This window comes from Nitrospirae bacterium CG2_30_53_67 (assembly GCA_001873285.1).
Taxonomy (GTDB): Bacteria; CG2-30-53-67; CG2-30-53-67; order CG2-30-53-67; family CG2-30-53-67; genus CG2-30-53-67.
On the sequence record MNYV01000101.1, the window covers coordinates 1 to 22,845 of the forward strand.

Genomic DNA, 22,845 nt, shown 5'->3' on the forward strand with positions numbered 1-22,845 from the left:
CAGCGCCATGACGATCAAAAGGATGTCGGGCGGGATGGGAAAGAACGAGGACTCCGCGAAGGCGAGTGCAAAGAGAGCGACCACGGCATTGTCGGTCTGGGCCCAGGAAACGGTCCAGTCTTTGAGTTCATGAATCCAGTTCATGCGCCTCCTTCTTCACATTGGCCTGCTCCTTTTTCCATCCGAATCTGCCGATGAGTTTGACAAACTGACAGAGATCCAGCTCAGACCGCTCTATCCCTGACGCCCTCTTCACCACCTTGACCAGCCGCTGGGTGCGCATGTCTCCTACGGGAATGACCATTCTGCCGCCGATACGGAGCTGCTTGACCAGATGCTCCGGTATGCCGGGAGCCCCTGCAGAGACCAGAATGGCATCAAAAGGCGACTGGTCCGGCCAGCCGTAGGTGCCGTCACCGATCCGGACGGCCACATTGGAAATCCCGAGGCTGTCGAGCCGGTTCCATGCCAGTTTGGCCAGGGCCGGGATCCGTTCCATGGTAAATACATTTTCAGCAAGACAGGAAAGCAAGGCGCTCTGATACCCTGAACCGCTTCCGATCTCAAGAACCCTTTCCTTCCCGGTCAAATGGAATGACTGGAGGATCAGACCGATGGTGGACGGCTGTGAAATGGTCTGTCCATGTCCGATGGGAAGGGCCTTGTCTTCGTAGGCCCTAAGCTGAAGGGCCTCTTCCACAAACAGATGCCGGGGAATCTTTCGAAAGGCGCCCAGCACCTTAAGGTCGCTGATCCCCGACTCGGGGAGGATCACATCCGCAAGCCTCTTCCGGGCAATCTCAGGATGGGTATACTGAACCATTCTGGAAGATCCTTTTCATCTTGGCGAGGACCGCATGGTGGGTCAGGTCCAGGTGCAAGGGGGTGACTGAAACGTAGCGCTGCTCAATCGCTTCATAATCCGAGTTCTCTCCACGCTTCCAGACCACTTCTTCGCCGCCGATCCAGTAATAAGGCCTTCCCCTCGGGTCCTTTTTTTCCGTCACCGGGTCCTTGAAGACCCTCTTCCCCAGCGTGGTGACACGGACCCCCTGAATCTGGTCCGGCGGGATGTTGGGCACATTCACATTCAGAAAGGTACCCGGCGGAAGACCGTTCCGAAGCACCTTCTCGGCCAGCCGGAGGGTGACCACGGCGGCGGCCTTGAACCGAAGCCGGCCGCTGTTGGTCAGGGATACGGCCATGGATGGGATGCCGAGCAAGGACCCTTCCATGGCCGCTGAAACGGTCCCGGAATAGGTGATGTTATCTCCCAGATTGCTTCCGCAATTGATGCCTGAGACCAGAAGCGACGGGGTCTCCTTGAGGATGGTATGGATACCCAGAGTAATGCAATCCGTGGGGGTCCCATTGACGCTGTAGACATCCTTGCGCAGCGCATGAACCCTCAAGGGCTTGTGAAGGGTCAGAGAATGGCCTGCGGCGCTCCGCTCCCTGTCCGGCGCCACCACCACCGTACGGCCGATCGTACGCAGGACCTGTACAAGCGTCCGGAGACCCTTTGAATCAACTCCGTCATCGTTGGAAACCAGGATCAGCAAAAAAACCTCATTAAAATTAGGGACCTTTCCGTTTTGTTCCAAACAAAAGGGAAAGGTCCCTAATTTTAATTGGTCGGGGCGAGAGGATTTGAACCTCCGACCACCTGAACCCCATTCAGGTACGCTACCAGACTGCGCCACGCCCCGGAAAACCCAACCTTTAGAAAAATCAGCGCTCACCGTCTTTTGATGAATGATCTTACTGAGTCCGCCATTTTATGTCAAGGCTTTTCTCCGGATTGGGTTTTTCCTGCTTGATTCCATGGACTTTTTTTGTTAGGGTAGGCAGGCTATGATGACGTTCGGGGCTTCCGTCCATTCGTCTGACTAAGTGGCCCTATTCGTAAATACGGCGGTATTCGAGTGCCGTAGGGCGGGCTCATCGGCGTTCCGCTCCTTGCGGTGTACCAGAGGGGTACGCCTCAGTCGCGCGCCTTGATGCGCCCGCCCTACGACCCTCTCGGTACGTTACCATATTTACGAACAGGACCACTAAGAAAAGAGAGATAAATCTATGATCCATCTCATGATTTCCACAGGTATCGGGCTCGTTGTTTTTTTTGCGTTATTCTTTTTTAAGATCCACTGGGGGCTTGCACTAGCCGCCTCCACGGCGGCTATGATGGGGACCAACTATCTGCTCGGCCGGCGCATCAACAAGGCCATCACGCAGCTCATGGACCAAGTCAGCCAGGACCTGAAGGGCGGAAGAATGGACCGGGCTGTTCGGACCCTCGAAGGCGGGTTGAAATACGGCCGTTACCAGTTCTTTGTGACCTCCCAGATCCGGTCCCAGATCGGGGTGATCCATTACATCAAGAAGGATTTCAACGCCGCATTCCCCTACCTGAAGCAGTCCTTCATCCGAAACTGGGTGGCCCAGGGGATGCTCGCCGTCCATTACATGCGGAAGAAGGACAAGGAACAGATGGTCAAAACCTTCAACCGGGCATTACGGTACAATCCCAAAGAAAGTCTTCTCTGGAATCTCTATGCGTACTGCCTGCTCCGCATGGGAGACCGGGATGAGGCCATCGAAGCCCTGGTCAAGGCCTCAAAAAAACTTCCAGGCGATGAGAGGATCCAGAGCAACCTCATCAATCTGCAGAACAATAAGAAAATGAAAATGAAGAATTACGGAGAACTCTGGCTTCAGTTCCACCTTGAAAAACTCCCGGGGGCCATCGGCCAGAAACCTCCTCCCTACCCCATCCAGCGCGGAAAACGGGTGATCCGGCGTTAGGGGAAGAAGGGTTCGAGGGTTGAAAAGCCATAGGGTTCTAGGAATCAAGGGGTCAAGGGTTCAAGTGAAATGAAACCAAGCAGAATCTCCAGAGAAGAACACTGGAACCCTTTAACCCTAGGACCCTCGGCCCCTTATGTTTTTAGCACTTCGCTTGACCCCTTGAATCCTTGACCCCTTGACCCCTGATTTTTTCCTCCGCTCTTTTGGAGATGATCTTTATTTTCTTAAGTCTCTGAATTGGCATCCCACTCAAACTCCTCTGGGAAGCGGGAACGCATGTGCGCCTTGGTATATTCCTCGATCTCTCTGGCCGTGGAAAACTTGAGAATTTCATTTGCAAGACGTTTGGATTCCTCCAGGGATACCGATAGAATGATCCTCTTGACCCTGGGGACCGAGACGGGATTCATGCTGAACTCCCGGAGCCCCAGCCCCAGAAGCGCAGGGGCGTAAGTCGGGTCCCCGGCCACTTCACCGCACATGGCCACCGGAATCTTGGCGTCCATGGCCACGGAGATCACATATTTGATCATGCGCATCACGGCCGGGTGGAGCGGCTCGTATAGATAGGCGACATGTTCATTCACCCGGTCGATCGCCAGGGTGTACTGGATCAGATCGTTGGTGCCGATACTCAGAAAATCCACTTCCCTGGCGATCATGTCGGCCACAATGGCGGCGGAAGGGACCTCGATCATCGCCCCCAGCGGGATATTCTCCTTGAACTCCACCCCTTCCCTGCGAAGATCTTCCAGAACCTCGTGAAAGATATTTTTAGCCGTCCGCAATTCCATCACGCCGGAAATGAGCGGGAGCAGGATCCTGAGATTCCCGTAAACGCCGGCCCGGGCAAGCGCCCTGAGCTGGGTCTTGAAGATGTCCTGATGCGCCAGACAGAACCGGATGGCCCGAAGACCCATGGAGGGGTTGGACTCCCTTGAATAGGGGATCTGCATGGAGAGTTTGTCCCCCCCGAGATCAAGCGTCCGTATGGTCATGGCTTCGGGATAGATCATCTCCAGGGTGCTCTTGTAGGCCTGGAATTGTTCCTCCTCGCCGGGAAGATCGGGTCGGTTCAGGAAAAGAAATTCGGTCCTGTACAGTCCGACTCCGTCCGCCCCATGCTCCAGGACACTGCAGACGTCATCAGGGGTCTCAATATTTGCAGAGAGACGGACCCGGCATCCGTCGCTGGTTTCCGCAGGAAGGTGCGTCAGCTTCTGCAGCTCTTTCTCAAAATAGATATAGCGCCTCTGCTTTTCGAGGTACCGGTTGAATGTTTCATTGTCCGGATGGATGACCACGGCGCCGCTGCCGCCGTCAAGAATTATAGGATCGCCGGACTTAACACAAGCCGTGATGTTCCCAATCCCGACGACGGCTGGGATATCCAAAGACCTCGCCATGATTCCCGTGTGGCTTGTCTTCCCTCCCAGATCGGTTGCAAATCCTTTGACGTGCTCCCGGCCCATCTGCATGGTGTCGGCCGGAGTCAGATCGTGAGCGATGACGATGACGTCCTCTTTCAATGAGGAGAGGCTCATGGGAGCATGGCCGGAGAGATTATGCAGTATCCTCTCTCCGACATGAACCACGTCGGAACTCCTCTCTTTGAGATAGTTGTCTTCAATGGATTCGAAAGCGGAAAAAAATTCATCCAGAACTTTCTTCAAGGCGCCTTCAGCGGCGATGAGATCCTTGCGGATAATCTCATGGGTCCCTTCGGTCAGCATTTTGTCCTTCAACATCATGATGTGGCTGTCGAGGATAGAGGCGTGAGACGCCCCGATCCGGCTGCTGAATTGCGTTTTTACGGCTTCAAGCTGTGAGATGGACTTGGAGAGGGCCTGCTCAAAACGCAGGATCTCGGCTTCAACCTGGTCCTGGGGAATCTTGATGATCTCGATCCTGACCTTCTCCCTGCTGAACACAAAGGCCTTCCCGATCGCAACACCCGGGGAAACGCCTATGCCGTGAACCTTCATCTACTCCTCCCCGAATTTGTTGTTCACCAGCATGGCCAGGCTTTCTATGGCCTCATGCTCGTCCGGTCCATGGGCCTCCAGAATCAGTTCCGTGCCTTTGGCTGCGGCAAGCATCATGATCCCCATAATGCTCTTCCCGTTGACCTCGGCATCATCCTTCTTGACCAGGATACGGGAGGCAAAACGACCGGCCATCTCAACGAACATGGCCGCGGACCTCGCATGCATACCTAACTTATTCTGAATCAGGACTTTTGCAGCCTTCAAATCTTTTTTCTCCTCTTCATATCCACCATCCCATGTGAGACAAGCCTTGAGAAAGGATGAGCAGCGCCGCCGCCTGGATCAGGAGGGGCACACCCTTGCGTTCGGCTTTCACGCCGGCCCAGACCAGCAGAGCCATGAAAACGAACAGACCAAAATAGGTGAAATTGACCGCAGGGACGGCCTGCAGGATCCACAAGGGAAGGAATAACCCAACAGCGAAAAGGATCATGCCGTTCATCCAGTAAATCTTTTTCTGAAATTTTACGTTATTCAGGTAGGTCAACAGACCCGACCCGTAGGCGTATCCGTTCCACAGACCCGCTCCTCTGATCCAGAGGGTGACCAGGTTGTACAGGACAAGAAACAGGAGCGGGGCGGCTGTCTCGTCAATGACGGCGGCCAGCGCCGCCGCCAGGCCTGCCAAGGGCCGGAGCGCCCCCCACGTGAGCGAATCCCCCAACGCCCCCAACGCGCCTGTCAGATCATTCTTGAATGTATCGATCTCTCCCGCAGTGACCCGGCCCTGTGCCCGTTCCTCCTCCAGACGCAGGGTCCCGCCCAGAATCATCCCGGCGAAATAGGGATTGGTGTTGAAGCAGGTCAGGTGCCGCTTGATCAGATCTCTGACTTCCTCCTCGGTAAATCGGGCGTGACGAAGAAGCGGGACCAGGGCATAGGCAAAACCGATCCCCTGAAAGTTCTCGAAGTTCCATGCAGCCTGTATGAAAAGCCCCCTGAACAGAGCCTTGGAAAAGACCGGTATGCAAAGATGTTTCTTATTCATATCACCTTTCAGCTTATCCCTTCCATGAATATTTTAACCTCCCTGCAGTTTGATGCGCTTTGTTCTTTCAGCCGTGTCATAAAACGCTGATCCGGCGCTCTTGAACGTAGACCATGGCGAACGACAGAAGAAAGAAAGACACAAGGACCGGCATGCTCTGCTGCCGCAGCCCGATAAATATCAAGAAGGATGCCATGGCTCCGGCTGCAAGGTGAATGCGGCCCTGCATGATATTCTTCCTGGCCAGCAGAGAGGCGACCCCAACGGCTGGAAGGAAGAAAAAGAACAGGCGCAGCCCCTGCAGGACCTCATCGGAAAGAAGCGCATATCCGCTGCTCAGCAATCCGCCGGAGAATCCGACGACCAGGAACGTCACTCCAAAATAATAGAGGAAAAATATCAGGATCCCCATCCGGACTGCACGGGCGGCGCCCTTCTCCGGTGATTCCGATAAAACCGCCATTCGGATCAGCCCTGCATTTTTCCTGCGTATCCACTGATCGAGGAAACCGGCCGGGACCAGCAGGAGGCCCACCCATAGAAAGACCCAGGCCAGCCAAGCCGTATCTATCCATTGAACGGTCTCTGAATGAAAGAAAGAGAGCCCTGAAGTCAAGAGGGCTGCCAGAGTGGCATCTTTCGGGATATGGCCTCCAATCGGTAATCCTCGGAGCCAGAAAAGCTCAAGCACGACCCCGATCAGCAAGCCTGTGTGAAAATCCCCCATCAGCCATCCGACCAGAGGCGCTGCCACAATCGGCTGAGAGATCATGAACTGGCCGAACGCCAAGCGATCCAGACCTGCGAATCCCGCAATCAGGGCTATTTCAAAGGTTCCCCAAAACGACATGGTCTTCCCAAGGATAGAGTACGGCCGGAAGGTTTCTCTTTGCTCATTCAGAAGAGATGACTCTCTTCAATCAGGCTTTTGAGGTCCAGGGCCGGCTCCGACGGCACGGAGCGGATCTCCACCTGGATGCCGAGTTTGAGAATCGCCTGAAGATCCCGGATGTCCTCTTCCGTGGCCATGATTCCTTTGTACAGGACTCTGGTTCTTCCGACCCCATGAAGTCCTCCAAGATTCAGACGATCGATGCAAAGCCCGCAGCCGATGGCCGACAATGCATCCTTGGGCAGCCGGAAAAGAATCATCGCCCTGCATGCCGAATAGGCCCCTTCCAGACAACCGGCGGCAGTCTCCTTGATCGTCAGGATTTCAGTCCGGACCCCGTAGGGGACCACCAGGGTCATGAGGTCCCGCTGGAATGAACTTGCCGCAGCCGCGTCGTCCGCCACCACGATCCGGTCGGGATGGAGATAATGAAACCATCCTTCCACAACCTGGCCGTGGATCAAACGGTCGTCAATCCGGAACAGAACAATGCCCATAAATTTTCTCTTCACTTATTCCAAAGGGTTCGAGGATTCCAGGGTTCAAGGGGTCAAGTGAAATACTTAAACGCAAGCAAACTCTACAGAGAAAAACACTGGATCCCAAGATGCCTTAGTGTAGTAGCCGTCGCAGACGGCAAGGATAGAGAAAAGCGGGACACGCGAAGCGTAACCCTTGACCCCTGGGACCCTCGGCCCCTTATTTTTTAGCACTTCACTTGACCCCTGGAATCCTTGACCCCTTGACCCCTGATGTTTTCACCCACTCTTTTGGAAATGATCAGACCGCGCGCCCCTGCTGTTCCTTGAGCAGCGTGCTGGCCACAATGATGCCCCGCTTGCCGTATTCTTCAAGATGCCCGCAGAGTTCGGCCATCTGATGATCTTTACGCAAGGTGATCCCCTTGATCAGCATCGGGAGATTCACGCCTGTGATCACTTCAACCTTGGGGTTTTCAAGAAAGGCGAGGCTGATGTTTGAAGGAGTCCCGCCCAGCATGTCCGTCATGATGATCACCCCGTCCCCCTGATCCACAGCCTTGACCGCCTCTGCAATTTCCGCTCTGGCCGCGTCCACGGCCTTGGTGAAGTCCACGGAGACGGCGAGCACCCCCTCCTGCTTCCCCAAAATCCCTTCCACGCAAAGATTCAATTCGTCCCCGATATGAGCATGAGTGACCATCACGAAACCGACCATCCCGTTTTTTCTCCTCTGTTAAACCGCCGGATTAAACAGCCTCATCTCCGCTCGATATCCCGGTATCGAACGGATGTTTTGTACCCCTTCTCTTCCAGATGCTTCTTCACGTTGTCTACCACGACCACGGAGCGGTGGCGGCCGCCGGTGCATCCGAACCCCAGGGTCAGGTAAGACTTCCCTTCCTGAACAAAGAGAGGGAGCAGATAATCCAAAAATTCATAGAACCGGGTTAAATATTCCTGCGTCTCTTTCCGATCGAAGACGTACCGGACCACCTCAGGATCCTTGCCGGTGCGATCCCTCAACGTATCCACAAAAAACGGGTTGGGAAGGAACCGGAGATCAAATATCATATCCGCATCATATACTATCCCATATTTAAACCCGAATGCAACCAGGGAAATGGATATCCGCCTGCTTCGAATCGTGGATTCAAACTGTTTTCTGAGAACGTCCCTCAGGCCGTGGATGGAATAATCCGAGGTGTCGATCACGAGATCGGAACTCGCCTTGACATCGGCCAGCATCTCCCGTTCAAGGGCCAGGCCTTCAAGAACCGAGGTTTCAGCGAGGGGGTGTCTCCGCCGTGTCTCCTTGAACCGCCGTAGCAGCACCTCGTCCGAGGCATCCAGGAAGAGCACCTGGTATTCAAATCCGTTTTTCCTGATATCGCTCAACACATCATTGTATCTTTTCAAAAACTTTTTCTCCCGGATATCCACCACCACGGCGACTTTTTCAATCTCACTCCCGCTTTTCACACAGAGTTCCAGAAACTTGGGGATCAGTTCCATGGGAATATTGTCCACACAGAAGAAGCCCATGTCTTCAAACTGATGGATCGTGGTGCTCTTCCCCGACCCCGAAATACCGCTGATGATGGCAAGTTTAAGTGTCTGTTTCTTCATCATGACTCTGAATTTTCCGGCTCAGCTTCTTCTCAAAAGATCGCGCGGGGAAATGGCCGGAGGACTTCAACAGGTAGTTTCTTGCAGCCACTTCTATGATCAAGGCCATATTCCTCCCGGGTGTCACGGGCATCCTTAAAAAAGGCTTCATGACGTCCATGATTTCAAAGGTGCGTTCCTCCAGACCCAGCCGGTCAAAACTTTCCGATGCCTTCCACTCCACCAGTTCAACAAACAGGTCGATCTCTTTTCCCTGCTGGATCGAAGAAACCCCGTACAGATCCTTGATATTAATGATCCCCAGCCCGCGGATCTCCATATGATGGCTGGTCATGTCGGGGCAGCTCCCCACCAGCGTCTCCATATCCTTCTTCTTGATCATCACCGTGTCGTCCGCCACCAGTCTGTGCCCTCGGTCTATGAGGTCCAGCGCGCATTCGCTCTTCCCGATCCCGCTTTTCCCGAGAATCAGGATCCCGACGCCATAGACGTCCACCAGCACACCTGAACGCGTGATACGGTGCGCCAGGGCCTCCTCCAGGTAGGAGGTAATGCGCTTGATGCAATGGGAGCTGTAAAGCGGCGAACGAAGGATCGGAATCTTTTTGAGATTGCATATCCGGACCAGTTCCTCAGGCACGTCCAATCCCTTGGTCACAAAGAAACAGGGAAACATGCTTTCACTGAATTGATTCAGCCTGTTTTCCCTCTCTTCGGGAGACAAGGAGATCAAAAACGAGATTTCGGTCTCGCCGAGAAACTGGACCTTGGAGGAATCTATATGGGCGGTATACCCGGCCAGGGCCAGGCTCGACTTTTGTATTCGAGGCTTTCGAATGAGATGATTGAGACCCTCTTCCCCTGCGATCAACTCCAGCCGGAGCCTGGATTGATTCGCCTTGAACAGGTCGGAAACGGTGACCTGGGCCATAACCTCTCCTTATCGCGATGCCCGTATTGCCGTAACCTCACCACATAGAGAAAACAAAAACCTTTTTGCCGCGAATGAACACGAATCTACCGGGAAAAATCATGGGTCATGGCCCGTACTTCTCATCCTCTGCTCGGATCAGGTCATACAATTCTTCACGGGTTCTTGCCTTGAGGAGCCGTTTCCTGAAGCTCCTGTTCTTGAGAATCTTTGAGATCCTCGCCAGAGTCTTCAGGTGGTCCACCGGAGCGGCATCCGGAGCGGTCAGAACAAAAAACAGATGAACCGGCTTCCCGTCCATGGCATCGAAGTCGATCCCCTTCAAGGAGAGACCGAAGGCAAGAATCAGCCGGTCCAGATCCTTCAGCCTCCCGTGCGGGATGGCGATCCCTTCGCCGATGCCGGTGCTCGAAAGGGTCTCCCTCCCAAGAATCACTTCCAGAAATTCGTCCCGATCGCGGATCTTCTTCTGATCATACAGCAGGGACGCAAATTCCTTCAAGACATCCTTTTTATTTTGTCCTTTGAGGTCCGGAATCATCAGACTTTGTTCCAGCAGATCCGTCAATTTCATCCTTGATCCTACTCATAGACCGGTACGATCAGACCGAGATTCCCATCTTTCCTCCGGTAGAGAACATGGACCTGGTCGGTCTTTGAATCCGTATAAACGATAAAGTCATTTTCCAAAAGATCCAACTGCATGGCGGCTTCATCGGTGGACATGGGTTTCGGGGCATATTTACGGGACCGGATGATCCTCGGTTTTGCTTTCGCCCTGCCGGTCTTTTTTTGTTCAGCGGGCTTCGGAGCAGCCGGTTTGGCCGCCTCTTCATTCAGCCGCGTCTTACCCTTCCCGCTCCAGTTTTTGGTTGTGAATTTTTTGTATCTCTGCCCGATACTTTCAATGGCACGGTCCACGGACTGGTACATATCTTTGGTCTCTTCGCTCGCCTGGAATACCGAACCTCCGACATGGCATGTGACCTCCGCGAGATGCCGGTATTTTTCCACGTGCAGCCGCACCTCTATATCCGACTCTTTATGAAAGCGGCGCTGCAGTTTCTTCAACTCCTTTTCGATGTGGTCCCGCAAACCATCGGTCAAATTCATATGTCTGGCCGTGATGTTCAACTGCATGGCATGTCCTCCCTCGTTCTATTTTAAATTCGCTTCTATGATGCCCCGAGGGGACTCCTTCGAGACGAATGATGATCCGGCATGGAGATTCCGTCTCAAAACGCATTCTGAGATCCCCTGAACCGGTAAAAAAACTTTTTTGGGTATGGATGCGCGGCAAAAAAAGGCTCAATTGAAAAGCATCCCCCTTGCAGTCGTCACAGAAACATCACATCGTATAGGACGCACTATCGGACAGAACGTTTTCTTTCGGTTGTGGAAAGAATCTTCTGTTCCATCCTGTATTTGGTGACCGTCCTTCTCGCAATACTGATCCCCTTCTTCTTCAGGATTTCTACGATCTTCTGGTCGCTCAACGGCCTCCCCTGGTCTTCTTTCTGGATGATATGGCGGATCTTTTCCTGGACGCTGATCGCTGAAACATCCCCTGTATGGGAGGGGACCCCGCTGCAGAAAAAGTATTTCAGTTCAAAAATCCCGTGGGGGGTATGCACGTATTTATTGGTGGTCACCCGGCTCACTGTGGATTCATGCATCTCGATGTCTTCGGCAACGTCTCTCAATACCATGGGCTTCAAATAAGCCCGCCCCTTCTCGAAGAATTCCCTCTGATACTTGAGGATGCTCTCCATGGTCCGATAAATGGTCTTCTGGCGCTGTTCAATGCTCCTGATCAGCCAGAGGGCTGATTTGAATTTGTTCTCCACATATTCCGAGGTGGACGCATTCATATCCTTCTTGTTCTGAAGCATCTTCCTGTAAAAACTGGAGATCTTCAGCCGGGGCAGTCCGTCATCATTTAATAAAATGACAAAATGATCCCCGTCAGGGACTACGTAGATGTCCGGAACAATGTAGACCGGATCCTCCCCTCCGAATGACCGGCCGGGCTTGGGTTCGAAGTTTTCGATCACCTTGGCAGCCAACTCCACGTCCTGCAACGCGACGCCGAGCTTGCGCGAGATACCGGCAAGGTCCTTCTTCTGCAACAGGGAAAGATAGTCCTTGATCAGGGTCTCCACCAGACTGCTGTCGCTTGCCAATTGTCCAGCCTGAATCAACAGGCACTCCGTCAGATCCCTCGCCGCCACCCCTGCCGGGTCGAAACTCTGGACCAGGGTCAGCGCACGCTGGACATCCTCTGCAGAAGCCCCGGTCATCTCGGCAATCTCTTCCTTGGATGAGCGCAGATACCCGTCCGCGTCAAGATTCCCGATGATGAACTCGCCGATTCGTCTCATGGCGCCGTCTTCGGTGGAGAGATTGAACTGCCATAGGAGATGCTCTCCAAGTGTGGTCTTTCTGGTGAGCGTGTTTTCGTAGGAAGGGGCTTCATCCTGATCAGAATAAGGCTCGTAGGCAGAATAGCCGGAATCCATGGAACCGCGAAGATAACTTTTCCAGTCAAAATCTTCTTCTTTTTTCTTATGCCGCTCTCCGTCTACCCGGTCTTTATTGGATTCCTGAGTTTGTTCTTCGGAAGAAGGCTCCAGGAGTTCTTCTTCCAGAACAGGATTTTCTATCAATTCCTGATGGATGCTCTGGATCAGCTCGAGTTTGGAGAGCTGAAGAAGCTTGATAGCCTGCTGAAGCTGGGGGGTCATGACCAGCTTCTGGGTCAATTTCAGACTGAGTCTCGTATCCAGCTGCATAATGTCTATCGCACCCCGTTAAGGTTGATATCGGCTCAAGAACCGAGGTTCTATAAAACTTCAAAATCATGACCGAGATATTGATTTCTTACCACCGGATCTCGGGTCACCGCCTCGGGCGGCCCGCTGATCTGTATTCCTCCTTTTATCATTATATACAACCTGTCGGCAATTTTCAACATCTCTCTCGCGTTATGATCCGTAATTAAAACCCCGATCCCTTTCTCCTTCAATTGGGCGATGATTCCCTGGATGTCGCCCACGGCGATCGGATCAATCCCCGCAAAGGGCTCATCCAGCAGGATCAGCGCCGGAGAGACGACCAGGGCGCGGGCAATCTCCACCCTGCGTCTTTCGCCGCCGGACAGGGTATAGGCCTTTTGTCTGCGAAGATGGGTGATCCCGAAATCCCGGAGCAAGGTTTCAAGCCTTTGTTTCCGCTCCATGGCCGTCAGGCGGAGAGTCTCGAGAATCGCCGTCAAATTCTGCTCGACCGTCAGCTTCTGGAATACCGAAGCCTCCTGAGGAAGATAGCTGATCCCCTTTCTGGCTCGGATCACCATGGGGTCATGGGTCATCTCCTGGTCACCGAGAAAGACCTGCCCTCGATCCGCCTGAATCAGTCCGACAATCATATAAAAAGTCGTGGTCTTTCCGGCGCCGTTGGGACCGAGCAATCCCACGATCTCACCCGGTTCCACCACAAGGTCCACGCCTCGCACGGCGGGAGTCCCATTGTATCGTTTCACAAGGCCGACCGCCCGTAATCTCTTCGGGTTCTGAACCGCATGATCAGACGTCACCTTCCGCTCCTTCACACACCGAATATCCGGCTTGCGCCTCCTGCATCATGCTGCAGGGATGACGGTATCAAGCCGGCGTCCCGCATCCTTTGAGAACCTTTTTTCAACGGAGCTCACGGTTTGGTTTTTCTCAAGGTGTCAGGATGGAACAGAAACTTGGGCCGCTCCGCCGTACTCCCTTCCACCTCGGCCCGATCCTCCTTGAGATAAACCCGGATCAGCGGCCCGGAAAGGGTATTGTTCCCATCCGAAACCCTGGCATTTCCCGTCAGGATCAGGAGATCCTGCGCCTCGATATATTCCGCCCGGTCCGACATCGAAGAGCGCGAACCGGATATCACACGCACATGACCTGCCGCCAAGACTCGTTCGATATCCTGTCCGGAATTCGCGGTTTGAACATCGGCCTGATCGGCATGCATGACCATATCGCCCCGGATCACCTTGACCCCTCCCAGAAAAACAATAGCCCCCGACTTGAAATCTCCTTCCATCCTGTCCGAGGTGATGGTCATCGGAAGGCTTTTCCCCTCCGGACCGGACGCATCTTCCGCTCCCGCGTCCTGAATCAGGAGGGAACAGAGCATGAGGAGACCGGCAAGGCATCGCAGGCGGGATAGGCGTCTTTTTATATTCAAGGCTTTTTTCTTTCTTCCTGTGTGTCAGGCGTAATCACGGTCTGAATTCCTCCGGTCAATTCCACTTTACGAAGATCCGTACGATAAGACATCCGGCCGCCGCTCACCCGGTATCCGGACGTAACCAGCTTCACCGGCTGCTCGGAAGAAATCAGGTTTTTCTCCTTTTCCCAGACGAGCCGGTCGGCATAGAGGGTATACCCTGAATCGGTCACGACCTGGACATCTCCGGAGAGTTCAATGCGTTTCTCCTTTTCGAAATAATCTCCGAGAAGGCTCGACAGATGGACCCACCCCCCTTGATTCAGCGGATACTCCACCCTGACCTGATCCATGTGAACCTGCGACCGGTCCAGAAAACGCTCCGCACGCTCCGCCCAAATCTCCCATTTCTGTTCTCCGTTGCCCCGTTCCGTAAAATGAAATTTCCGGATGGAAAGATCGGCGCGGGTCTTTGGCGCCTGAACAATGTCCCCCCTTTGCCTGAATGCCCCCTCTCTTAACATCAAGAAAAAAATCGGGAGGGAAACCAGAACCGCCAGAGCTGCGAAAAAGAGGCGGGAGTGATTCCCCCGGATAAAATCGCTCACAAAATACCTCAACGTATTAAGAGTAACCTTTTGATTTTTTTGATATATTCAGAAGCCTCCACCCCGCTGACCGGCTGGTCCACGGAAAACCTCCCGCCGGCGTCCAAGTCCATGACTCCGGCTTGTAACACCACCATGACCGATCCGTAAAAGAGATGATCATTAGGGAGATCGGACGGCTGATTCGGAGGGATCGGCCTTCGGACTCCTGAGATACCCCCTTTTTTGATCATCCCGGACAGAACCTGCGCCATCTCTCCACGGCTGACCGGCTGGTCCGGCAAAAACCGGTGATTTTTAAAAACCGGCATCAGACCCAGTTGCACGGTCTTCAGAATCTCCTCCCTGGCCCAGTGGTCTCTGAGATCCACCATGATCGGGATCTCCGGGCGTGCGCGGAACGAATCCTTGGGAAGCTCGTACACCAGCAGAGCAGCCAACCCGCCGCGGGTGAGCACCTGCACCTTGGAGAGCGGAGTCATTTCTTCCGGCAATTTCTGCCGGGTTGGAATCTCCTGGACAGGGGCCTTGGCAGGGGCGGGCACAGGAGCCGGAACCGCCGGGACTGAAACCGGACCATAAGGCACACAGCCGAAAAGGATCATCGCCATCCCCACTCCGGCCAGATAAAGCACGGGATAAAGCACGGGGTCAGACATTGATAATTGGATATTTACCCCGCCCCTCTTTCCGAAGCGTCTTGACAATCCTCTGGATTTTCGCTGCAAGTTCACGATCATCGCATAACCTCTCCGTAAGCTTCTTCACTCCTAAACTGATGGATGCAGGATCCCGGCCAAAACAGCCGGCTGATTTTATCAGGGGGATTCCTCCGATTTTCTTTGCAATATAGGATGTGACGGCCCTGCATAATGCAGCCTCTCTACTCCGGGAGCAATCCATGATTCTCCCAACAGGCAGATTGAAGGCCTTACTGACCTCGGCAACCAGGGCATCTATTTTAAGGTCTATGAAAGATTCCATCCTGTCTTCTCTATCGATCCGCTTCTCTATTCTCTCAACAAATAGGTCTTCTCCAAGATAATGCTGTTCCTTCACCGCATAGAGGTCTTCTCTGTGACCCGTTCTCAACGCGGCATGGACAAAATCCTGATACGCGGAAAGCGCCGCCTTTCGGTTCTTCGACAGGATGGCCAAGGGCATATCCGTCTCAAGCCAGGACAAAGACTTATTTGAAAGGTATGCCCGATGGCTGCTCCAGGTGTACTCGCCCGGAAGATTCACCATGCCGGCTCTGACCGGATTCAGATGGATATACCGGATCAATTCCAAGAAATAGGAATCCTTGTCACAAATGATGGATTTGTATCTTCCCTGGAAGAGATGACCTGTCGTGCTGTATTTTCTATTGAAGTACATGGTATAGCTTTGCTGAAGCCCCTGCATCATCTTGGAAAGAGACGTTTTACCTTGTTCAATCAGCAGATGAATATGGTTAGGCATCAAAACATAAGCGTAGAGCGAACAGAGGCAGCGCCTCTGATAGGAGATCAGGCGGTTCAAGTATTGTTGGTAGTCTTCCTCTCCGCGAAAAACCTGTTGGCGCTGGTTCCCCCTTGCAATGACATGATAAAAAGCTCCTTGATATTCTACACGAGGCTTCCTGGCCATGCCTCATCAATAACAGAGTTGTGTAACGGTGTCAATATAAAAATATCAATGTCTGACCCCAAGTGGGAGGAAGTTCGGGTTGAGTTCGTACGCCTTCCTGAAAGCCTCCCGCGCAGCGGGGTAGTCCCGCATCTCCTGGTAGGTATAGCCCAGATAATAGTAGGCGGCCGCGTGGTTCGGGTCTTGGGCAATGACCTCTTTGAAGGACTCCACGGCAGCCGGATAGTCTTTGCTGAAATAGAGATGCAAGGCAAAGTTGAGGCCATCCTGCCCGGCCCGGATCGTCACTGCCGTCGAGAGGAGCGCGATGACAGACAGGGATAAAATGATCTTTTTCATTTTTTCTCCTTTTCCATGAGTTTGTCCATGACCACGTCCTTCTCTTTCCGGATCATGGAGGAAATTTTCCTCTCTTTCCAGATCTGATCGAGTTTCTCCCGGGTTGCTTCAAAACGCCTCTGAATCTCCTGGGGCGCAGCCTTGGCGATCAGCCCGACGGTGGAAATGATGTACGGCGTCAGCTTGGATTCCTGGAGGACCCTGCTTCCCGGCATGAAGCTCGTCATGAGCATGATGATCACGGAAACGATCAGGCATCCCTTCAGGAAACCGAACACGGCTCCGAGCAGGTGATCGGCCCATCCCAGCATGACTTGACGTGTCACACCCTCGAGCAAGACTCCGATGAGCCGTATGGCCAGGGTTGAACCCACAAAAACCAAGGCGTATCCGAGAATTTTGGAGAGGGGTGGGTGATGGATGAAACGGAGCATAAACTCGCCCATATACTCAAAGGTATGGTTGGCGATCAGAAAGCCCAGGATCACCGATCCGAGCGAGAAGACCTCCCTGATCACACCCTTGAAGAGGCTCAGCACAAAGGCCGATCCGACAATCACGATAATCGTTATATCAAGAAGGTTCATTGTTTTGTTCTCAAACGGTTGTAAGATACCTATCGGTGCTTTATAACAATTAAAGTCCTTCTCCCATTTAGTGGGTAAAAAGGGGTCGAGGGTTCAAGGGGTCAAGGATTCAAGTGAAATGCTTAAACGCAAGCAAAATCTCCAGAGAAAAACACTGTAACCCTTGAACCCAAGATGCCTTAGTGTAGTAGCCGTCGCAGACGGCAAGGGTGGAGAAAAGCGGGACACGCGAAGCGTAACCCTGGGACCCTCGGCCCCTTATGTTTTTAGCACTTCACTTGACCCCTGGAATCCTTGACCCCTTGAACCCTTATGTTTTCACCCACTCTTTTTGGAGACGATCCTATTTTTAGGGTTGATGTTTTTTGAACTCTTCATGCATCTTCTTCCGGACATCGGGATTCATCAGGACCTCCAGGCCGGTCAGCGCCAGGGCCTTGGCTGCGGTCCCCATAACCCGTTCTGCGTCCTCTGTACGCGCAGCCTCTGCAAACCTCGGCGTATGCGGCATGCGGTCCATGCCGCAGATGGAAAGCTCCGGGTGGATCGCCGGAAGGATCCGGCTGAGGTTGCCGATATCCGATGAGCCGATATATTTTGTCTCATCGGTATCGTCAATGACGATCCCGAGGGATTCCACGGCTTGCTGGAAGATCCCGGCCAGCGTATAGTTCGGCATCAATCCCTCATAGACCGGTCCGGCGGTCTCCACCGCGAAGGTGCATCCCGCGGCCCGGGAAGCCCCCTCCATGCAGCCCTTGACCCGTTCGATGATATGCTTCATGGTCCCTGTCTCAAGCGCCCGTACCGCGATCCTGGCCTCGGTCCTGGATGGAATGACGTTGACGGCATCCCCTCCGTGGGTGATGATTCCGTGGATCCGGACATCCTCCGGAGTCTGCTGGCGCAGGGCATTGACTCCTGAAAACATGAGAATCATGGCATCGAGGGCGTTGATCCCCAGCTCAGGGGCGGCGGCGGCATGGGCGCTCTTCCCGTAAAATGTGATTTTGAGCTCGGTCATGGACAGGGTCCGTTTGACGACCGCATTTCGGACCGAAGGATGGAACATCATGGCGGCATCGATCCCGTCAAAGACGCCGTGCTCGATCATCCTGATCTTGCCGCCGTACATCTCTTCAGCCGGCGTCCCTATCACCAAGATGCGCCCTTGGCCCCGGGGGAGGACGGAAGCGAGAGCGGCCCCGGCTCCGGCCCCTGCGGCGGCGATCAGGTTGTGCCCGCAGGCATGGCCGATACCCGGAAGGGCGTCATATTCCGAAAGAAAGGCCACCGAAGGCGACGCCGGCGCCCCCCGATGGGCCTTGAACGCGGTCTTAAGAGAGGCCGGTTCCTCCTCTAAATGGAATCCCTGGGAATCGAGGAACCGCGTCAGAAGCGAGTGCGACTCCTTCTCCTCAAAACCGAGTTCAGGATGGCCGTGGATGGCGCGGCTCAAGCCGACCAGTTCCGGAAAGAGCCGGTCCACTTCAGCGATCACCTTCCTACGAAGATCCGTCATGGTTTTTCACTCACTGGATAGGTTTATTCTTTGAAGGACCCTGCCTAAGTGGTCCTGTTCGTAAATATGGTAACGTACCGAGAGGGTCGTAGGGCGGTCTCATCTCCGCGCGCGACTGAGGTGTACCCACTGTGGTACGCCGCAAGGAGCGGAACGCAGATGAGGCCGCCCTACGGCACTCGAATGCGACCGTATTTACGAATAGGGCCACTAAGTGGCCCTTTTCGTTCCCGCCCTTCCGGCCTCGGTCCTGTGCACTTTCTTGATCTTTTCCAGGGCCTGCATGGCTGCCTGCTGCTGCGCCTCCTTCTTGTTCCGCCCGTTCCCGACGCCTAAGACCTCGCCGTTCACAGTGAGTTCCATGACAAAAAGGCGGTTGTGATCGGGACCGCTTGTCCGCTTGAGGTGGTATTCCGGAAGGCGCCCGAACCTTTCCTGACAGATCTCCTGAAAGGTGGTCTTGAAATCAAAAGGATGTTTTTGTTCCACGGCCTCCTCTATCATATCCTTGAAGTGCGCCAGAACCACCTGCGTGGCAGACCGCATCCCGCGGTCCAGGTAAATTCCGGCAATCACCGCTTCCAGGGCATCGGAGATGAGCGACACCTTCTCCCGTCCTCCGGTCCCCTCTTCCCCTTTGCCGAGGAAAAGATAGGTCCCAAGGCCGATTTTAGCGGCAATGGAGGCCAGGCCGTTTTCATTGACGAGGTTGGCCCGAATTTTCGAGAGCGCCCCCTCGTTCAGTTCCTGGTATTTCTTGTAAAGATAGTGGCTGATGATCAGGCTTAATACGGCGTCCCCCACAAACTCCAATCGTTCGTTATCCTCCCGCCGCAGCCCGGGATTTTCATTGGCAAAAGACTTATGGGTCAGGGCGTTGATGAGGAGGGTTTGATCTTGGAAGGTATATCCAAGTTTCTCCTCCAGCGGGGATAAACCATAAACTTCAGGATTCATGCAATGCCTCAACACCGTTACACCCCGGCCTCTCGGCCCCGAGAAGCTGTGCGGGACCGGGTGTTTCCAATTCATCGGGATGAAACGTCACTGGATACGGCTCCTTGTCTGCGGACACTTCCTCATTCATACCTTCGGAGAACCAGTGTGGCATTGGTTCCTCCAAACCCCAATGAATTGCTGAGGGCCGCCCGGACCGGAACCCGGCGCGCCTGATTAGGGACATAATCGAGATCACAGGCCGGATCCGGCGCTTCATAGTTGATCGTGGGAGGAATGATCCCATGCAGAAGGGTCATGGCCATGAAAACGGTCTCGATCCCGCCCGCCGCTCCCAGAAGATGACCGGTCATGGACTTGGTGGAGCTGACGGCAAGATGCATCGAGCGGCCTCCAAAGACCTTCTTGATGGCCAGGGTCTCGTTCTCGTCGTTAAATTTCGTAGAGGTCCCGTGCGCATTGATATAGTCTATCTCATCGGGATTCATCCCGGCGTCTTTCAGGGCCATGGCCATACAGCGGGAGGCGCCCTCTCCTCCCGGCGCAGGAGATGTGATGTGATAGGCATCCGAGGTCAGTCCGTACCCGACGACCTCCGCATAAATTTTTGCGCCGCGCTTCCTGGCCAGTTCCAGTTCCTCCAATACCACCACGCCGGCCCCTTCTCCGATCACGAAACCGTCCCGCTCCGCATCGAAGGGGCGGCTGGCCTTTTCCGGCTCATGGTTCCGGGTGGAAAGCGCCCTCATGGCGGAGAATCCGGCAAGTGCCAGGGGACAGATGGTCGATTCGGTCCCGCCGGCGATCATGGCATCGGCATCATTCCTCTGGATCAGCCGGAAGGCATCCCCGATGGAATGGGTTCCGGTGGCGCAGGCCGTGACGATGGACGTGTTGGGGCCTCTCAGTCCGTAACGGATGGCGATCTGACCTGAAGCCAGATTGATCAGAACCATGGGAACAAAAAAAGGCGAGACCTTCCTGGGGCCGCGTTCCAAGAGGGTCTTATGGTATTTCTCAATGGCCTGAAGCCCTCCTATCCCCGCGCCGACAATCACCCCGACGCGTTCGGTATTGGAGGCGTCCACCACGAGGCCTGAGTCCTCCATGGCCATCTGGCCGGCGGCCATGGCATACTGGATGAAGGAGTCCATTTTCTTCTGATCCTTCTTGTCTATATAGAGGTCCGGATCAAATCCCTTGACCTCCCCGGCGATTTGAGAAGGATACTCGGACGCATCAAACCGGGTGATACGGGTGATCCCGGATCGGCCGTTGATCAGCCCATCCCACGTGGTCTCGAGGTCATTGCCTACCGGCGTGACCACGCCCATCCCTGTAATGACAACCCTTCTCATAACACTCCCCGAAGTATCATCCATTCAGATTCCCTGCCGCACGCTGCCGGGAATCTCCGGACGATAAGGATTTTTTCTGTAACCTTTCACGAACTCCTCATCGGCCCTGTTCATCCACAGGGTGAGACACCGGCCGGCGGTAAAAATCAAAGGAAGAATCTCCCATGCGTTCCCTACCGACATTCGGAATATCATCACCGGATCAGGACCGGTCACGGATATAATCAATGGCATGCTGTACCGTGGTGATTTTCTCCGCCTCTTCGTCAGGGATCTCAATCCCGAACTCTTCTTCCAGGGCCATGACCAGCTCCACGGTATCCAGGGAATCCGCTCCCAGATCATCCACAAAAGAGGCTTCCGGCTTGACTTGCGCGATATCCACATCCAACTGCTCTGCAATAATCTTCTTGACTTTCTCTTCCATTCTTTTTTTCCTCCTATTTAAATTTGTTTAGGATTTCGATATTCGTATCTACTATTTGCGGTTCTTCTCCCATTTAGTGGGTAAAAAGGGTTCGAGGATTCCAGGGTTCAAGGGGTCAAGTGAAATACTTGAACGCAAGCAAAATCGCCAGAGAAAAACACTAGGGAACCCTTGAACCCTAGGACCCTCGGCCCCTTATGTTTTTAGCTCTTCACTTGACCCCTGGAATCCTTGACCCCTTGACCCCTGACGTTTTCACCCACTCTTTTGGAGATGATCCGTATTTGCCTTACATGTACATCCCTCCGTTCACATGAATAACCTGCCCGGTGATATACGCCGCTTCCTCCGAAGACAGGAACCTGACCGCATGGGCCACATCCTCGACCGAGCCGAGCCTCCCCATGGGGATCTGCGATAAAAGGTTCTTCTTCACATCCACAGCGAGGACCTGCGTCATGGCCGTGTCTATAAATCCAGGGGCAACGGCATTGCAGGTGATCCCCCTCCCGGCCAGTTCCCTGGCCACGGTTTTGGTCAGACCGATCAGACCTGCCTTGGAGGCTGCATAATTGGACTGTCCGGCGTTCCCCATGACCCCGACGATCGATGCAATGTTTACGATCCGGCCGCTCCGCTGTTTCATCATGGGCCTGGACACCGCACGGATGCAGAGAAAGGCCCCCTTCAGATTGACCTTGAGCACCTGGTCCCAGTCTTCATCCTTCATGCGCATGATGAGCCCGTCCCTTGTGATGCCGGCGTTGTTCACCAGGATATCAATCCTTTTGAATTCATCCATCCCCTTTTGAACCATCGCGGCCGCGTCTTTTGCATCGGACACATCGGCCTTGACGGCAACGGATTTCCGGCCGATGGCCCGAATCTCTCCTGCCGTCTTTTCAGCCGCATCCAGGTTGATATCCGAAATCAGACAGTCCGCACCATGCCTGGCCAGCATGAAGGCGATGGTCTTGCCGATGCCTTGGGCGGAACCCGTAATCAGGGCCGCCCTGCCTTGAAGAGTCATCATCCCTCCCCCTCCTTTGCAGCCTGCTGAATCGCTTTGAGACCTTCCGAATCTTCAAGGTTGATGATCCGGGCGCCGGGCTGGATCCTGCTGATCAAGTTGCCGAGCACTTTACCGGGTCCAAGTTCAATGAAGGTCTTCACCCCGAGGGACGCCATCTCCCGGATACTCTGTTCCCACCGCAAGAGAGATACAAGCTGCTTGATCAATTCCTCCCTGATCTCCTCCGCCGTGCGGATCGTCTTGCCCTCCACGTTGTTCACGAGCGGAACCGAGAGATCCCTGATGGGGATTCCTTCCATGGCCTCTTTCAAACGCGGGCAGACCGGTTCCATGAGAGGGGAATGGGATGGGACGCTCACGGGAAGGAGCATTACCCTTTTTGCGCCTCGCTC

The 22,845-nt window shown here is 54.1% G+C and carries 27 protein-coding genes, 1 tRNA gene and 1 pseudogene; 1 reads left to right on the forward strand and 28 read right to left on the reverse strand.

The genetic code is table 11. The features are described from left to right. From AUK29_06270 to AUK29_06285, 4 genes and pseudogenes are all read right to left on the reverse strand, one after another. Positions 1 to 144: pseudogene (locus AUK29_06270) on the reverse strand (cytochrome B). Next, a complete protein-coding gene (locus AUK29_06275) occupies positions 128 to 823 on the reverse strand; it encodes a protein-L-isoaspartate O-methyltransferase (GenBank protein OIP63564.1) in 696 nt (231 codons plus the stop codon). Before AUK29_06275 ends, AUK29_06270 begins: the two are co-directional and overlap by 17 nt. Further along, a complete protein-coding gene (locus AUK29_06280) occupies positions 801 to 1,562 on the reverse strand; it encodes a 5'/3'-nucleotidase SurE (protein OIP63565.1) in 762 nt (253 codons plus the stop codon). The genes AUK29_06275 and AUK29_06280 overlap by 23 nt, the downstream gene beginning before the upstream one ends. A gap of 70 nt (positions 1,563 to 1,632) precedes the next feature. After that, positions 1,633 to 1,709: transfer RNA gene (locus tag AUK29_06285), tRNA-Pro, on the reverse strand. A 367-nt stretch (positions 1,710 to 2,076) separates the two neighbouring features. On the opposite strand from AUK29_06285, the gene AUK29_06290 reads away from it, so the two are divergent. Further along, positions 2,077 to 2,805 (forward strand): hypothetical protein, encoded by a 729-nt coding sequence (locus tag AUK29_06290; protein OIP63566.1) that lies wholly within the window; start codon positions 2,077 to 2,079, stop codon positions 2,803 to 2,805. 227 nt (positions 2,806 to 3,032) lie between these two features. On the opposite strand, the gene AUK29_06295 is transcribed toward AUK29_06290, so the two are convergent. The 24 genes from AUK29_06295 to AUK29_06410 all read right to left on the reverse strand — a co-directional run bounded on the left by AUK29_06295 (position 3,033) and on the right by AUK29_06410 (position 22,824). After that, positions 3,033 to 4,793, reverse strand: coding sequence for a phosphoenolpyruvate--protein phosphotransferase (locus AUK29_06295; protein ID OIP63567.1), 1,761 nt, complete (start codon positions 4,791 to 4,793; stop codon positions 3,033 to 3,035). Continuing rightward, positions 4,794 to 5,021, reverse strand: a complete 228-nt coding sequence (locus tag AUK29_06300; GenBank protein OIP63587.1) for a phosphocarrier protein HPr — start codon at positions 5,019 to 5,021, stop codon at positions 4,794 to 4,796. It abuts the gene before it with no gap. Positions 5,022 to 5,076: 55 nt separating this feature from the next. Then, a complete protein-coding gene (locus tag AUK29_06305) occupies positions 5,077 to 5,844 on the reverse strand; it encodes a hypothetical protein (protein OIP63568.1) in 768 nt (255 codons plus the stop codon). A 76-nt stretch (positions 5,845 to 5,920) separates the two neighbouring features. Then, on the reverse strand, positions 5,921 to 6,694 hold the full coding sequence (locus tag AUK29_06310) for a hypothetical protein (protein OIP63569.1): 774 nt from the start codon (positions 6,692 to 6,694) through the stop codon (positions 5,921 to 5,923). Between the two features lie 47 nt (positions 6,695 to 6,741). After that, on the reverse strand, positions 6,742 to 7,233 hold the full coding sequence (locus tag AUK29_06315) for a hypothetical protein (GenBank protein ID OIP63570.1): 492 nt from the start codon (positions 7,231 to 7,233) through the stop codon (positions 6,742 to 6,744). 283 nt (positions 7,234 to 7,516) lie between these two features. Then, complete coding sequence (locus AUK29_06320; GenBank protein OIP63571.1) at positions 7,517 to 7,933, reverse strand: hypothetical protein; 417 nt, start codon at positions 7,931 to 7,933, stop codon at positions 7,517 to 7,519. Between the two features lie 41 nt (positions 7,934 to 7,974). Continuing rightward, complete coding sequence (locus AUK29_06325) at positions 7,975 to 8,844, reverse strand: RNase adaptor protein RapZ (protein ID OIP63588.1); 870 nt, start codon at positions 8,842 to 8,844, stop codon at positions 7,975 to 7,977. Continuing rightward, a complete protein-coding gene (locus AUK29_06330; GenBank protein OIP63572.1) occupies positions 8,825 to 9,775 on the reverse strand; it encodes an HPr(Ser) kinase/phosphatase in 951 nt (316 codons plus the stop codon). Before AUK29_06330 ends, AUK29_06325 begins: the two co-directional genes overlap by 20 nt. Positions 9,776 to 9,881: 106 nt before the next feature. Then, complete coding sequence (locus AUK29_06335; protein ID OIP63573.1) at positions 9,882 to 10,349, reverse strand: PTS fructose transporter subunit IIA; 468 nt, start codon at positions 10,347 to 10,349, stop codon at positions 9,882 to 9,884. An 8-nt stretch (positions 10,350 to 10,357) separates the two neighbouring features. Then, positions 10,358 to 10,915 (reverse strand): ribosomal subunit interface protein, encoded by a 558-nt coding sequence (locus tag AUK29_06340; GenBank protein ID OIP63574.1) that lies wholly within the window; start codon positions 10,913 to 10,915, stop codon positions 10,358 to 10,360. A gap of 227 nt (positions 10,916 to 11,142) precedes the next feature. Further along, positions 11,143 to 12,567 (reverse strand): RNA polymerase sigma-54 factor, encoded by a 1,425-nt coding sequence (locus AUK29_06345; GenBank protein ID OIP63575.1) that lies wholly within the window; start codon positions 12,565 to 12,567, stop codon positions 11,143 to 11,145. Positions 12,568 to 12,617: 50 nt separating this feature from the next. Next, positions 12,618 to 13,370: an LPS export ABC transporter ATP-binding protein gene (locus AUK29_06350; protein OIP63589.1), complete on the reverse strand. Its 753-nt coding sequence runs from the start codon at positions 13,368 to 13,370 to the stop codon at positions 12,618 to 12,620. Positions 13,371 to 13,483: 113 nt separating this feature from the next. Next, on the reverse strand, positions 13,484 to 14,008 hold the full coding sequence (locus tag AUK29_06355) for a hypothetical protein (GenBank protein OIP63576.1): 525 nt from the start codon (positions 14,006 to 14,008) through the stop codon (positions 13,484 to 13,486). Further along, positions 14,005 to 14,610 (reverse strand): LPS export ABC transporter periplasmic protein LptC, encoded by a 606-nt coding sequence (locus AUK29_06360; GenBank protein OIP63577.1) that lies wholly within the window; start codon positions 14,608 to 14,610, stop codon positions 14,005 to 14,007. The genes AUK29_06355 and AUK29_06360 overlap by 4 nt, the downstream gene beginning before the upstream one ends. Further along, positions 14,607 to 15,257: a hypothetical protein gene (locus AUK29_06365; GenBank protein OIP63578.1), complete on the reverse strand. Its 651-nt coding sequence runs from the start codon at positions 15,255 to 15,257 to the stop codon at positions 14,607 to 14,609. The genes AUK29_06360 and AUK29_06365 overlap by 4 nt, the downstream gene beginning before the upstream one ends. After that, entirely contained in the window at positions 15,250 to 16,230 is a 981-nt protein-coding gene (locus tag AUK29_06370; protein OIP63579.1) for a hypothetical protein, read from the reverse strand. The genes AUK29_06365 and AUK29_06370 overlap by 8 nt, the downstream gene beginning before the upstream one ends. Before the next feature lie 45 nt (positions 16,231 to 16,275). Further along, positions 16,276 to 16,569 (reverse strand): hypothetical protein, encoded by a 294-nt coding sequence (locus AUK29_06375; protein OIP63580.1) that lies wholly within the window; start codon positions 16,567 to 16,569, stop codon positions 16,276 to 16,278. Then, positions 16,566 to 17,156, reverse strand: coding sequence for a hypothetical protein (locus tag AUK29_06380; protein OIP63581.1), 591 nt, complete (start codon positions 17,154 to 17,156; stop codon positions 16,566 to 16,568). Before AUK29_06380 ends, AUK29_06375 begins: the two co-directional genes overlap by 4 nt. 349 nt (positions 17,157 to 17,505) lie before the next feature. Next, the gene (locus AUK29_06385) at positions 17,506 to 18,678 is read right to left on the reverse strand and encodes a hypothetical protein (GenBank protein ID OIP63582.1); all 1,173 of its coding nucleotides are present in this window, start codon (positions 18,676 to 18,678) and stop codon (positions 17,506 to 17,508) included. A gap of 210 nt (positions 18,679 to 18,888) precedes the next feature. Next, positions 18,889 to 19,635: a ribonuclease III gene (locus tag AUK29_06390; GenBank protein OIP63583.1), complete on the reverse strand. Its 747-nt coding sequence runs from the start codon at positions 19,633 to 19,635 to the stop codon at positions 18,889 to 18,891. 122 nt (positions 19,636 to 19,757) lie between these two features. Beyond that, positions 19,758 to 20,993, reverse strand: a complete 1,236-nt coding sequence (locus AUK29_06395) for a beta-ketoacyl-[acyl-carrier-protein] synthase II (protein OIP63590.1) — start codon at positions 20,991 to 20,993, stop codon at positions 19,758 to 19,760. 202 nt (positions 20,994 to 21,195) lie between these two features. Further along, positions 21,196 to 21,420, reverse strand: a complete 225-nt coding sequence (locus AUK29_06400; GenBank protein OIP63584.1) for an acyl carrier protein — start codon at positions 21,418 to 21,420, stop codon at positions 21,196 to 21,198. 289 nt (positions 21,421 to 21,709) lie between these two features. Beyond that, complete coding sequence (locus AUK29_06405) at positions 21,710 to 22,453, reverse strand: 3-oxoacyl-[acyl-carrier-protein] reductase (protein ID OIP63585.1); 744 nt, start codon at positions 22,451 to 22,453, stop codon at positions 21,710 to 21,712. Beyond that, positions 22,450 to 22,824 carry a hypothetical protein gene (locus AUK29_06410; GenBank protein OIP63586.1) on the reverse strand — a complete coding sequence of 125 codons (375 nt, stop codon included), beginning with the start codon at positions 22,822 to 22,824 and terminating at the stop codon, positions 22,450 to 22,452. The genes AUK29_06405 and AUK29_06410 overlap by 4 nt, the downstream gene beginning before the upstream one ends. Positions 22,825 to 22,845: the final 21 nt, after the last annotated feature.